The organism is Phytoamicus setariae (assembly GCF_016722925.1).
In the GTDB taxonomy this organism is placed as follows: Bacteria; Pseudomonadota; Alphaproteobacteria; order Rhizobiales; family Rhizobiaceae; genus Rhizobium_E; species Rhizobium_E setariae.
The window spans coordinates 238,716-251,967 of the sequence record NZ_JAEQNC010000003.1 but is presented as its reverse complement, the minus strand read 5'-3'; the positions used below and the strand labels follow the sequence as shown (position 1 = coordinate 251,967).

Below are 13,252 nucleotides of genomic sequence, written 5' to 3'. Positions count from 1 at the left end.
GAAATCACGCTAATATTTCTATGTCGCGAATGCGTAGGCGAAGTGCCAATCAGAGGCGATCGACATGACGGAAGCCGAGCCGGAATATGACGATACCCATATGCGGTTTCTTGAGCTGCTTTGGGGGGACGGCTACCTGTCGCCCGGCGGCCCGGCCGAGGTGGAGCGGGTGCTGGCGGGCATAAACCTCAGGGGCAGGCGCGTGCTTGATCTCGGATGCGGCTCCGGCGGCATCGCGCTGTTCATTGCCAGAACGCTTAAGCCCAGCCAGATCGTCGGCTTCGATGTCGAGTTGCCTGTCATAGAACAGGCGCGCCGGCGCGCCACCAAGGCGGGGCTTGCAGGCCAGGTGGAGTTCACCCAGGGGCCGCCGGGACAGATGCCATTTGCAGACGAAAGTTTTGATGTCGTCTTTTCCAAGGATGCGATGGTGCATATTCCCGACAAGGACGCCGTGTTTGCCGACATTTTCCGCGTGCTCAAGCCGGGTGGGACGTTTGCCGCATCCGACTGGCTGATTGCTCATGACGACGAGCCGAGTGCAGACATGAAGGACTACCTTGCTGCCGAGGGGCTTAGTTTCGGCATGGCCTCGCCCGATCGTTATATCAACGCCATGGAGCGCGCCGGGTTCGTCGACGTCAGGGCGCAGAGCCGCAATCCTTGGTATCGCGAGGAAGCGGCCCGCGAGTTGAAACGGTTGCAATTCGAGCTATATGACCAGGCAGTGGCGCTGACCGGCAAGGCGTTTGTTGACAAGAACATCCGTACATGGCTTGCCATGCAAAAGGTGCTTGACAGCGGAGAGCATTGCCCTACGCACTTGAGAGCAATCAAACCCGGTGTCTGACATGGCCTACAAACCGATCAGCCCGACCGATATGGGAATGGCGATCGGCATGAATGTTGCCCTGGCAGTCGAACCTGACAAGAAGAGCCGCAAGGCGTCGAAGGAAACCCGTCAGCAGCAGTTGATTGAGGCGACGATCGATTCGCTGGCCAAGCGCGGCTATTCCGATACGACGCTTGCCAACGTCGCCGATGGCGCCAAGCTGTCGCGCGGCATCGTCAATTTCCATTTCGAAAGCAAGGAAAAGCTGCTCGTCGCCACGTTGCAATATATGGCAGATGAATATGCCAGTCACTGGAATGCAGCGCTCGCGAAGGCCCAGCCATCTGCCGCGGGCCGGATGTGGGCGCTGGTCAATGCCGATTTCGACCGCAAGATCTGCACCAAGCGTAAGCTTGCCGCATGGTGCGCCTTCTGGGGCGAGGCAAAATCGCGCCCGACATACCAGGCGCTGTGCGGGGCGACGGACCTTAACTATCAGAATGCGTTCGTCGACCTCTGCGCAGAGCTGAAAGCCGAAGGCGGCTATGACTATGCGCCCGAGCCGATGGCGCTCGGCATCTGCTCAATGCTGGAAGGGCTCTGGTTCCGGCTGATGATGAATGACGGGCTGACGCGCGAAAAAGCGCTGGTGGCGGCCATCGAATATGTCGCAGCGGTATTCCCCCGGCATCTCTCCACGAACGGGCTGCTGTAACTCGGAGCATCGAGGCCCGCTTGCCGGCCCCTTATGATTTCCTTATGCCCGACCGATGCCATTCCCATCGAAATATTATGGCCAAGGGGTCTAGTGTCCGATCGTCGTCAACAGACGAAGCGATACATGACCATGACTGTCATCCAATTTCAGCCGGCCGGGATGCGGCTGGCGCACCTCCGGACGAAATTCAGCAAATTCCTTGGCCAGCGGAAGTTTCCGCGCCATGGGGGAGACCGGCATGCCGAGATCCGCAGGCCGCCGCCCTTTTCACTGTTGCTGGCCGTTGCGTTGGCAACGATTCTGCTGATTGCGGTAATCAGCGCTCTTCAGCTGCTGGATGCCGCGCTCGGTTGATCCTCAGCCCGCAAGCCCGTTTGCCTTGCGCATCGCGCGGTTGACCTCGGTGATCTCGCTTTCATGTGGGGCCTTGTCGAGCGTCATGACCGGTAACACGGCGCGCAAATGGTCATGGTGCGTGCGGACGCCGTATTCGAGGTCGGAGAGGTAGAAGCTCGAGAAGTTTTTCGAAGCCATCGCCTCGTTAGACCAGATTGTGAGCTGGACGTCTTCCGCCTGCGTGTCGCGATCGATACGCATGGCGAGATAACGGGCGATACGTTGGCGGCGCGTTTCCTCTGGATATCGATAGACGGCGCCGCGCAGCAGAGTCCGGCCCTTCGAGAGCGGAAATTCCTGATAGAACTGCACCGTCTCCGGCGTCACCGCGATCACGGCGTTGGGAAACATCCCGTAATAAATCCAGGCCTTCTTGAGCGGTTCGGGCAAACGCTGTGGCTCCTCGGTGATCTTGACGTAGTTTCTCACGCTCCAGCGGCGGCCGGCATGCGGGTTGAACGTCGCAAACGACCGGCAGATGCCATTGACGAAGGGCTCGTCGTAATAGGTAGAGCCATAGAGATCCTGCAGCGCCGGATGGGCCATGGCGACGTGGTAGCCCTCATTGTCGACATCGCGCACGGACTTCCAGTTGACTTCGGAAATCTGGCTCCAGATAGCGTCATTTGCCGGCACGACACTCTCCGGCTGGTAGTGGCCGAGTTCGTCCGAGAACGGCTTGAGCAACTCGGCGACCGAGCCCTGCGGGCCCTTTTCGAAGCGAATGAACACGAACCCCATCCAGATTTCAGTTTCGAGCCGTGTCAGGCCGAATTCCACTTTGTCCATCGGCGGGAAGGTGTTGGGGCGGGAGGGGCCACGCAAGGTGCCGTCGAGATTGTAGACCCAGCCGTGGAAGGGACAGACCAGCGCATTACGGCAGGCGCCTTTGTCGTCGGCCACCAGCCGCGAGCCGCGATGCTTGCAGATATTGTGGAATGCGCGGATTTCTCCGTCCTGGCCGCGCAGGATCAGCGCCCGCTCGCCGACGAGATCGAGCGTCAGGTAGTTGCCCGGATTGGGAAGGTCGGAAATATGGCAGGCAATCTGCCAGTGTTCGCGGAATATATGCTGCTTTTCGAGTTCGAACAGCGCGTCGCTATGATAGGTCCAGCCGGGCAGGCCGCGACGGTCCCAGTCGTTCGGGATGCTCAGGTCACGCACCAGCTCGTTCATGTCTCGCTCCGATATTTGCTGAATGTTCATTCAATATAATCATGATTGTCATGTAATTGGAATAGGTTGAGATGAAAATGAATATTTCGATTCAGCGTCCTGATGCAGGAGGATTTCAAAATTCGTTGTCGCGTCAAGGAGTTGAAAGGATACTCGAGAATCGAAAAAATATTCGCAGCGAGACGCTTGAGGGCTTTGGCAACGAGCCCGCAGGAGCGAGGCGACGACGGGCAGCGAGGAGTGCGCCCAGCGTGCCCAAGCGCATCTGATAATGGCCCTACGGCAGGTTGGCCCAGCATTGCAAAAATTAATTCTTTAGAACAAATTTCCTGGTCGCGGAATCGAAGACATAGTCCATCGTATATCCGGCCCGGTTATCCCTGAAATTCACGAAAACGATGTCGCCATCGCCATTCGCCTGCTTCTCGACATTCAGGTATATCGGCGTCATGAGCATGCCCGCGTTGCAATCATTGCTGTCGAAGTCGATCTGCTGATCGATCTTCGTGCTGCTCTTATTGATGATCTGCATCCTCTCCATGCAAATGCCGGCGGGGGTGTTCGCATAAATTCCGGAAAACATGTGAGTGGCCGTCTGTGCCCAGAAGGGGATCTCAACAGTTCCGTCGATCTGCCCGTCGCCAGTATCGTCCAGCATCGCAACTTTCCTGAGCGTGACGGGATATTTTTTGTCTCCCTTGCTCCAGGTTCCGGTCGCGCCGCTATCATCAAGGTCGAGCGACAGCGGGCATTGGGTAGTATCGATGGGCGCCTTCGATCCGATGATGATGGTCCGATTGAAGGCGCTGTCGTCGGAAATCTCGCAGAGTTCGAGCTTGGTGCCGCTGGCCTTACCGTAGAGTACGACAGGGCTTCGCTTCGCATCGTAGAAGTAGCTGCCCTCGGCGGTTATCCCGCTTCCAAAGCTGTCGTATGTCTGTATGGAAAAGTGGATGGGATCCGGCCCAAGGAAACCAACGTAGTTTTCCACGTGATACCAACCCGCTGCGGCTTCCTCGCTGAGCAGCAACAAGCAAACGAGTGTGGGTATCAAGCGTCGTCCCATCCTAACCTCGATGCTTTCCGTGGCGGCAGGCTCCCGCACTACCCGCTTGCGCAATCGGCTCTGCTGTCGCTGCCGCGAGCTGTCAGCCATCCGTACCCTAACAACTCAGCATAATGAAAACAGCCACCCGCACAATGGAATTTGCTGAGCTGGGACTGAAGCACTGCGCGTGGAAAGGCTGCTTAAAGCGCTGCCTTCTGCAGCAGCCAGTCGCGGAACAGGGTCGCCTCCGGTTTCAGCCGCTTCTGGCCCTCGGGCTGGACAATGTAGTGTGCTTCCTCGATCGGCAGCGCCATGTCCACGAATTGCACCAGCCGTCCGGATTTGATGTAGGATTCGGCCAGGCTTTCGATGACGATCGCCGGGCCGATGCCGGCCGATGCCATTTCCAGGGCCGAAATCGTCGTGTCGATGTTCATGCCGGCCGAAGGCGCAAAGGCCAGCCCGGCCTGACGGGCGAGTTTTTGCCAGAGGTTCTCGTAGCCGGTATCATGGATCAGCAGGCTGTGGTTCATCACCCATTGCAAGCGGGCCGCATCGTTGTCGCCCTCCGCCATCCCCGGAATACAGAGCGGGATCACCTTGTGCGACAGGATCAGCGACGATCGGTAGCCGGGCCAGTTGCCGTCGCCGAAGCGAATATCGATATCGGCGGTTTCGTCCTGCAGCGTCGGTGCCCAGACGATGGTCGAGACCCGAAGCGAAATGTCGGGCCACCTGGCACGAAAATCCGAAAGCCTCGGGGCAAGCCAGAGCGCGATGAACGACACCGGCCCCCGAATGGAAAGCGTTCGTTTACCAACTGGCCCGAACAGGCCCGCAGTTGCGGCGGCAAGCTCGTCAAAGCTGTTGCGCAGCGGCGGCAGATAGGCTGCACCCTTCTCGGTCAGGCGCAGGCTTCGTGGCAGTCTTTCGAACAGCGTGACCCCAAGATGCTTTTCGAGGGATCGTACCTGATGGCTGACAGCCGCCTGCGTCAGGCTCAGCTCTGAAGCCGCCAGCGTGAAGCTCTGATGGCGCGCGGCGGCTTCAAAGGCGCGCAGCCAGGCAAGTGGCGGCAGCTGGTAGCCGGCAAGGGGGTTCTGGTCATTCATCAGGCGGGTTTGGTCTCGGTTAATTGGCTGCGACTCTAACCCCATGTTTCGCATTTGGAAAGTCAGGTTTCCCGATCTTCGAGGATCATCGCTGCTGCCTTCGCCGCCACCATCATCGCGGGCGCATTGGTATTGCCCGAGATGACCGATGGAAAGACCGATGCGTCCGCCACGCGTAGACCCGCCACCCCACGCACCCTCAATCGTCCGTCGACCGCCGAGTTTCCGGCATTGCTTCCCATCCGTGCCGTCCCGCACGGGTGGTAGACCGTGCCGGAGCGATTGCGGAAATCGTCGATCAGCGCCTCATCCGTTGTGACGGATGCACCGGGCTGCAGCTCCTCGACGATGATGTCGCGAAGTGCCGGCTGCGCGGCGATCCGCCTGATTACCTTGACACTCGCCAGCATGTCTTGAACGTCGTTGGCTGTGCCATAGGCGTTGGCGACGATAGCTGGAGCCACAAACGGATCGGCCGAGCGGATCAGGCATGTGCCGCGCGCCGTCGGCCTTGTGTTGGAGATGCCGATTGCAAAGCCGGGGAAGGGGTCCGGAACCAGCAGCGGCCGCGTGCCTTTCTTGGCCGAAAACGTGCTGATCGCCTGGAAATACAACTGCGTGTCGGGCCGTTCTAGATCTGGGTGCGATTTCACAAATCCGCCGCCTTGATTCATGCTGAGGCTGAGCGGACCGCCTCCGGCCAAGAGAAACTCCAAGCCGGCTCGCAACTTGCCCCACCATGGCCTGAGCACCTGATTGAGCGTCGGGATGCTCGCCTTGAAGACATAATTGATGCCGAGATGGTCCTGCATGTGATGGCCCACCGCCGGGTTGTCGGCCAACACTTCGATGCCCAGAGATTTCAGATGTTCGGCAGGGCCTATGCCGGAGAGCTGCAGCAATTGCGGCGAGTTGACCGCCCCACCGGCAAGAATGACCTCGCGACGGGCCCGGATCATCTGGCGCTGGCCGGCGCGCAGCATCTCCATGCCGCTGGCGCGGTTACCATCGAAGGTTACCTTCAGTGCATGGCTATGTAAGTAGAGACGCACATTCTTCCGCCTCAGCGCAGGACGCAGGAAGGCCTTGGCGGCGGACATCCGCCAGCCATTTTTCGAGTTGATCTGATAGATGCCGACGCCCTCCTGCGTCGCACCGTTGAAGTCCGGATTGAACGCAAAGCCGGCCTCGGTTGCCGCCTTGACGAAGCGCTGGGCAAGCGGGTGGGCGTGGCGGCTGGCATCCGTGATATGCACTGGTCCGCCCTGTCCGCGCCATTCGTCTGCGCCAGCCTGGTTGTCTTCCAGGCCTTTGAAATACGGCAGTACGTCGGCATGGGACCAGCCCGGATTTCCCTCTGCCGCCCAGTCGTCGTAATCCCTGCTATCGCCGCGGATCCAGACCATCGCATTGATCGAGCCCGAGCCGCCGACGATCTTGCCGCGCGGCCAGAAGTCCGATTGGCCATTCAGGCCGGGGTCGGGTTCGGCCTGATAGTTCCAGTTGATCGTCTTGTCGAAGAACGTCTTGCCATAACCGAGCGGCATCTGCACGAAGAAGCGGCGATCGGAACCGCCCGCTTCGATGATCGCCACTGTACTCTTGCCGTCGCGGCTCAGTGCTTCGGCGAGCACCGAGCCTGCCGATCCAGCGCCGACAATCACATAGTCGTATTCCTCGATGTCCATCAGAGCTCAGCCGGAAAGCCCGGTGCGCGAAGGTCGGTGCCAACAGCATCTTCCAGAAGTTTCACCACCTGCGAGGACCATGCGCCGCCGCCATATTGCGCCTTGGCACGGATGAAGGTCTGCATCGCATGGCCAGCGAGATCGAGCGGCACGCCGAATTCCTTGCCGAAGCCGAGCGCGAAACCAAGATCCTTGACGGCCAGATCCATGGTGAAATTGATGTTGTAGCTGCCGTTGAGGATCACCTGACCCTCGGTCTCGTGCACGAAAGAGTTGCCGGACGACGCCTTGATGATGTTGAAGGCGTCGGTCAGGTCGATACCACCCTGCTTGGCGAGCATCAGCGCCTCGCCTGTGGCAATCAGGTGGATGAAAGCCAGCATGTTGGTGATGACCTTGATCACCGCAGCCTTGCCCAGCGGTCCGGCATGAAAAATCTCGCCGCCCATCGCCTGAAGCGCCGGCTTGTGGATCTCGAACAGATCCTTGTCGCCGCCGGCGATCACGGTGATTTCGCCGCTTGCCGCCTTGTGCACGCCGCCGGTCACCGGCGCTTCCATCATCCGCACGCCTTTTGCCGCTGCGATCGCGGCCAGACGCTCGACATCCTCCGAGCTCAGCGTGCTCATTTCGATCCACACGCCGCCGGGCTTCAGGCCGGCAAGAATGCCGCGCGGACCGGTCAATACGGCCTCGGAGACCTTCGGCGAGGGAAGACAGGTGATGACCGCATCGACAGCCTCGGCAACGCCCTGAGGGTCAGCGGCCCAACGGGCGCCCTGTGCAATCAGATCTTCGGCATTGTTGCGGTCAAGATCGTTGATGGTGAGTTGAAATCCGCTTCTGAGAAGCGAGCCCGCAAGGTTGCGCCCGAGATGACCCAGTCCGATAAATCCATAGTGCATTATGTCTTCCTCAAATTCCCCGGGATGGCAGTATGTTCGCGACCGGGAATTCCTTTGTAAGGGTCGCAATATTTTGTGGCAATCACAGGAAATGCACCCCGCTGCGATTGTCGCGCAAAAAAAACGGCGACATTGGCGCCTTATCCTTTGTTTGCAGATTGGCCTTCCGCACGGTGTAGAGTGGAGCGAATTGAACGATCGTGGAATTATCGCGGAAGTTCTCCCAAAACTTCCACATATGGGGTCCTGAATGTCTGAATTGCCATCAACGGCGCGCGTCGTCATCATCGGCGGGGGCGCAGTGGGCGCATCGAGCCTGTACCATCTCGCCAAGGCGGGATGGACCGACTGTCTGCTGCTTGAGAAAAATGAACTGACGGCCGGTTCCACCTGGCATGCGGCCGGCAATGTGCCGACCTTCTCGTCCTCGTGGTCGCTGATGAACATGCAGCGCTATTCGGCCGAGCTCTACCGGACCCTCGGCGAGCAGGTCGATTATCCGATGAACTATCACGTGACGGGCTCGATCCGTCTTGGCCATTCCAAGGAGCGGCTGCAGGAGTTCAAGCGCGTCGTCGGCATGGGCCGCTATCAGGGCATGGAACTCGATATCCTGTCGCCGGATGAAATCAAGAGCCGCTATCCGTTTGCCGAAACGCACGGTCTGACCGGTGCGCTCTACGATCCCAACGATGGCGACATCGATCCCGCGCAGCTGACCCAGGCGCTCGCCAAGGGCGCACGCGATCTTGGCGCCAAGATCGTCCGTTTCTGCCCGGTCACGGCGGTCCGCCGGGAAAACGACGAATGGGTGATCACCACGCCGAAGGGCGAAGTGCGCTGCGAATATGTCGTCAATGCCGCCGGCTATTATGCCCGCGAGGTCGGCAAGATGTTCGGTCGCGATGTGCCGATGATGGTCATGAGCCATCAGTACATGCTGTTCGACACGATCCCCGAGCTCGAGGCATGGTCGAAGGAAGCCGGCCACAAGCTGCCGCTGATGCGCGACGTCGACAGTTCCTACTATCTCCGCCAAGAGAAGTACGGGATGAATCTCGGCCCGTATGAAAAGAACTGCAAGGCGCATTGGATCACCAAGGACGACCCGATGCCGGAGGACTTCTCCTTCCAGCTGTTCCCCGACGATCTCGAGCGGCTCGAATGGTATCTCAACGACGCCATCGAGCGCGTGCCAATCCTCGGTACGGCCGGCCTGTCGAAGATGATCAACGGCCCGATTCCCTATGCGCCGGATGGCAATCCGCTGATCGGGCCGATGCCCGGCGTGCCGAATGCGTTCGAAGCCTGCGTCTTCACCTTTGGCATCTGCCAGGCCGGCGGCGCCGGCAAGGTATTGGCGGAATGGGTGATGAACGGCGAGACCGAATGGGACATGTGGTCCTGCGACCCGCGCCGCTATACCAGCTATACCGACCCGCAATATTGTATCGACAAGGGTATGGAAATCTATGGCCATGAATATGCCATGCATTTCCCCAAGCACTACTGGCCGGCTGGCCGCGACCGCAAGCATTCGCCGATCCATGACAGGATTGTCGCGCTCGGCGCGCAGTTCAAGCCGTATAACGGCTGGGAGCGCGCCATGTGGTATGCCAAGCCCGGCGATGATACGTCTGAAGCTGCGACCCAGACGTGGAACCGCAACGGCCCCTGGGCGCCGCGTATTGAAGAGGAATGCCTCGCCGTTCGCGATGCAGCCGGCATTCTCGACCTGCCGGGCTTTTCCCGCTACCGCGTCAAGGGGCCGGGCGCCACCGAATGGCTGAGGGGTCTGATCACCGGCAAGGTGCCGAAGCCGGGTCGCATCGGGTTGGCTTATTTCTCCGACGATCAGGGCCGGATCGTCACCGAAAATTCGGTGATGATGCTGGACGAGGATTTCTTCTTCCTGATCACGGCGGCAACGGCGCAGCTTCACGATCTCGAATGGCTGAAGAAGCACCTTCCGAAGGATGCCGCTTTCACGATCGACGATGTTACCGATAATTTCACCTGTCAGATCCTCACCGGCCCGAACTCGCGGGCGATCCTCGCCGAGGTCTCCGACGCCGATCTCGCCAAGGGCTGGCTGACGCATCAGTCCTGCCAGATCGCCGGCCGCTGGCTGCAGCTCGTGCGCGTTTCCTTCGCCGGCGAACTCGGCTGGGAACTGCACACCAAGGTGGAGGACACGGCGGCTGTGTTCGATGCCGTCTGGGAAGCCGGTCAGAAGCATGGCCTCAAGCCCTTCGGCATGGAAGCGCTCGACAGCCTGCGCATCGAAAAGGGTTATCGCGCCTGGAAGGGCGACCTGTCGACGGACTACACCATCCTGCAGGGCGGCATGGAACGTTTCGTCGATTGGGCCAAGCCAGTTTTCAAGGGCAAGGCGGCGATGGAGCGTGAAAAGCAGCAGGGCGTCACCAAGCGTTTCGTGACGCTTATCGTCGATGCCGGCGAGTGCGATGCGCCTTACATGTCCACGCTCTGGCATGACGGCAAGGTCGTCGGAGAAACCACCTCCGGCAACTGGGGTTACCGCATCGGCAAGTCGGTGGCGCTCGGCATGCTGCGCGCCGATCTGACAGAGCCCGGAACGGAAATCGAGGTGGAAATCTTCGGCGAAAAACGCAAGGCGGTGGTGCAGGAAGACAAGCCACTGTTCGATCCGATGAATGAAAGGCTGCGCGCATGAACGCCAAGAAGCAAATTCCGGCCAAGGCGCGCGCCGTCATCATCGGCGGCGGCGTATCGGGCTGCTCCGTGGCCTATCATCTCGCCAAGCTCGGCTGGACCGATGTCGTGCTTCTGGAACGCAAGCAGCTGACCTCAGGCACCACGTGGCATGCGGCGGGCCTGATCGGCCAGCTGCGAGCGTCGCAGAACATGACGCGGCTGGCGAAATATTCCGCCGATCTCTATGTCAAGCTCGAAGCCGAAACCGGCATCGGCACCGGCATGAAGCAGAATGGTTCGATGACCGTGGCGCTGACCGAAGAGCGCAAGCAGGAGATCTACCGCCAGGCCTCGCTCGCCCGTGCCTTCAATGTCGACGTGCGCGAGATCAGCCCTGAAGAAGCCAAGCAGATGTACCCGCATCTGAACATCGGCGACGTCAAGGCGGCGGTGCATCTGCCGCTTGATGGCCAGTGTGATCCGGCCAACATCGCCATGGCGCTCGCCAAGGGCGCGCGCCAGAATGGCGCCCAGATCATCGAAGGCGTCAAGGTCACTGCGGTCAACCAGAAGGAAGGCCGTGTTGTCAGCGTCACCTGCGAGCAGGATGGCGAGACTTATACGATCGAGACCGATCATGTCGTCAACGCTGCCGGCATGTGGGGCCGTACCCTCGCCAACATGTCTGGCGTCACCGTGCCGCTGCATGCCTGCGAGCATTTCTACATCGTCACCGAGCCGATCGGCGGTCTCAAGCAGCTGCCGGTCCTCCGCGTTCCCGACGAATGCACCTATTACAAGGAAGACGCCGGCAAGATGCTGGTTGGCGCTTTCGAGCTGAAGGCCAAGCCCTGGGGCATGGACGGTATCCGCGAAGATTTCTGCTTCGACCAGTTGCCGGAGGATTTCGACCACTTCTCGCCGATCCTCGAAATGGCTGTTAATCGCATGCCAATGCTGGAAACGGCCGGCATCCATACCTTCTTCAACGGCCCGGAAAGCTTCACCCCCGATGACCGCTACTATCTCGGCGAAGCGCCCGAACTGAAGGGTTACTGGGTCGCGGCCGGCTATAATTCCATCGGTATCGTCTCTTCGGGCGGCGCCGGCATGGCTCTCGCACAGTGGATGAACGATGGCGAACCGCCATTCGATCTCTGGGAAGTCGACATTCGCCGCGCGCAACCCTTCCAGAAGAACCGCGCCTATCTCAAGGACCGCGTGTCGGAAACGCTCGGCTTGCTCTATGCCGACCACTTCCCCTACCGCCAGATGGCAACTGCACGTGGCGTTCGCCGCTCGCCGTTGCACGAACATCTCAAGGCGCGTGGCGCGGTGTTCGGCGAGGTCGCCGGCAACGAGCGCGCCAACTGGTTTGCCAGGGAGGGCCAGGAGCGCGAGTACAGATACAGCTGGAACCGGCAGAACTGGTTCGAAAACCAGAAGGAAGAGCATCTGGCCGTCCGCAATGGTGTCGGCTTCTTCGACATGTCATCCTTCGGCAAGATCCGCGTCGAAGGTCGCGATGCGCTTGCCTTCCTGCAGCGCATGTGCGCCAACCAGATGGATGTGCCTGCCGGGAGGATCGTCTATACCCAGATGCTCAACCAGCGCGGCGGCATCGAAAGCGACCTGACGGTGACCCGCCTGTCCGAAACCGCCTTCTTCCTGGTGGTGCCGGGCGCAACCCTTCAGCGCGACCTCGCCTGGCTGCGCAAGAACCTGACCTCGGACGAATTCGTAGTCATCACCGATGTGACGGCAGGCGAAGCAGTGCTGTGCGTGATGGGTCCGAAAGCCCGCGACCTGATGCAGAAGGTCAGCCCGAACGATTTCTCCAACGAGCATCATCCGTTCGCCTCGGCGCGCGAAATCGAAGTCGGCATGGGCCTCACCCGCGCCCACCGCGTCACCTATGTCGGCGAACTCGGCTGGGAGCTCTATGTCTCGTCCGATCAGGCCGCCCATGTCTTCGAAGCGCTGGAAGAAGCCGGTGCCGATGTCGGCCTGAAGCTTTGCGGCTTGCACACACTCGATAGCTGCCGCATTGAAAAGGGTTTCCGCCATTTCGGTCATGACATCACCGACGAGGATCATGTGCTCGAAGCCGGTCTCGGCTTTGCCGTGCGCACCAAGAAGGGCGAATTCATCGGCCGTGACGCAGTGCTGAAAAAGCAGGAAAAAGGCCTCAACCGCCGCATGCTGCAGTTCCTGCTGAAGGATCCCGAGCCGTTGTTGTTCCACAACGAAGCCGTTGTCCGCGATGGCAAGATCGTCTCGATTGTCACCTCGGGCAATTACGGGCACCATCTCGGTGGCGCCGTCGGCCTGGGCTACGTGCCCTGTGAAGGCGAGAGCGAGGCCGATGTGCTTGCTTCGACCTACGAGATCGAGATCGCCGGCCAGCGTGTCGCGGCAACGGCATCGCTGGCGCCGATGTATGATCCGAAGTCGGAAAGGGTGAGGGCCTAGGATGCAAGGCAATTGCAAAAAGGTCGCCCCCCTCACCCCGCCTCCGCTTCGCTTGGCGGACCTCTCCCCGTGGGGGAGAGGAGCCACGCAGCGCCGCAGCTTTTCTTCCCCTTCTCCCCAGCGGGGAGAAGGGGGCCCGAAGGGCCGGATGAGGGGGCAGCCCCAAGCGCAATCGCCGACATCCGCCGCCTACTATCCTGACGCAAACTGCCCGCATTTCGGCTAC

The 13,252-nt window shown here is 60.2% G+C and carries 10 protein-coding genes; 5 read left to right on the top strand and 5 right to left on the bottom strand.

All coding sequences use genetic code 11. The features are described 5' to 3' along the window. The first annotated feature begins 64 nt into the window (after positions 1-64). From JJB09_RS06465 to JJB09_RS06455, 3 genes are all read left to right on the top strand, one after another. Positions 65-850, top strand: a complete 786-nt coding sequence (locus JJB09_RS06465) for a class I SAM-dependent methyltransferase (protein ID WP_201654882.1) — start codon at positions 65-67, stop codon at positions 848-850. Between the two features lie 49 nt (positions 851-899). Further along, a complete protein-coding gene (locus JJB09_RS06460) occupies positions 900-1,547 on the top strand; it encodes a TetR family transcriptional regulator C-terminal domain-containing protein (protein ID WP_201655588.1) in 648 nt (215 codons plus the stop codon). Between the two features lie 126 nt (positions 1,548-1,673). Next, positions 1,674-1,904, top strand: coding sequence for a hypothetical protein (locus JJB09_RS06455; protein WP_201654879.1), 231 nt, complete (start codon positions 1,674-1,676; stop codon positions 1,902-1,904). A gap of 3 nt (positions 1,905-1,907) precedes the next feature. Here the strand turns inward: JJB09_RS06455 and JJB09_RS06450 are convergent, their stop codons facing one another. From JJB09_RS06450 to JJB09_RS06430, 5 genes are all read right to left on the bottom strand, one after another. Continuing rightward, complete coding sequence (locus JJB09_RS06450) at positions 1,908-3,122, bottom strand: aromatic ring-hydroxylating oxygenase subunit alpha (protein WP_201654876.1); 1,215 nt, start codon at positions 3,120-3,122, stop codon at positions 1,908-1,910. A gap of 307 nt (positions 3,123-3,429) precedes the next feature. Next, the gene (locus JJB09_RS06445; RefSeq protein WP_201654873.1) at positions 3,430-4,188 is read right to left on the bottom strand and encodes a hypothetical protein; all 759 of its coding nucleotides are present in this window, start codon (positions 4,186-4,188) and stop codon (positions 3,430-3,432) included. Positions 4,189-4,370: 182 nt separating this feature from the next. Next, positions 4,371-5,282 (bottom strand): LysR substrate-binding domain-containing protein, encoded by a 912-nt coding sequence (locus tag JJB09_RS06440; protein ID WP_201654870.1) that lies wholly within the window; start codon positions 5,280-5,282, stop codon positions 4,371-4,373. Positions 5,283-5,344: 62 nt separating this feature from the next. Continuing rightward, positions 5,345-6,964, bottom strand: a complete 1,620-nt coding sequence (locus JJB09_RS06435; RefSeq protein ID WP_201655585.1) for a GMC family oxidoreductase N-terminal domain-containing protein — start codon at positions 6,962-6,964, stop codon at positions 5,345-5,347. 5 nt (positions 6,965-6,969) lie between these two features. Continuing rightward, positions 6,970-7,875: an NAD(P)-dependent oxidoreductase gene (locus JJB09_RS06430; RefSeq protein WP_201654867.1), complete on the bottom strand. Its 906-nt coding sequence runs from the start codon at positions 7,873-7,875 to the stop codon at positions 6,970-6,972. A 250-nt stretch (positions 7,876-8,125) separates the two neighbouring features. Between JJB09_RS06430 and JJB09_RS06425 the strand changes: the two genes are divergently transcribed. Further along, positions 8,126-10,573: a GcvT family protein gene (locus tag JJB09_RS06425; protein ID WP_201654864.1), complete on the top strand. Its 2,448-nt coding sequence runs from the start codon at positions 8,126-8,128 to the stop codon at positions 10,571-10,573. Then, a complete protein-coding gene (locus JJB09_RS06420) occupies positions 10,570-13,026 on the top strand; it encodes a GcvT family protein (RefSeq protein ID WP_201654861.1) in 2,457 nt (818 codons plus the stop codon). The genes JJB09_RS06425 and JJB09_RS06420 overlap by 4 nt, the downstream gene beginning before the upstream one ends. Positions 13,027-13,252 lie beyond the last annotated feature (226 nt).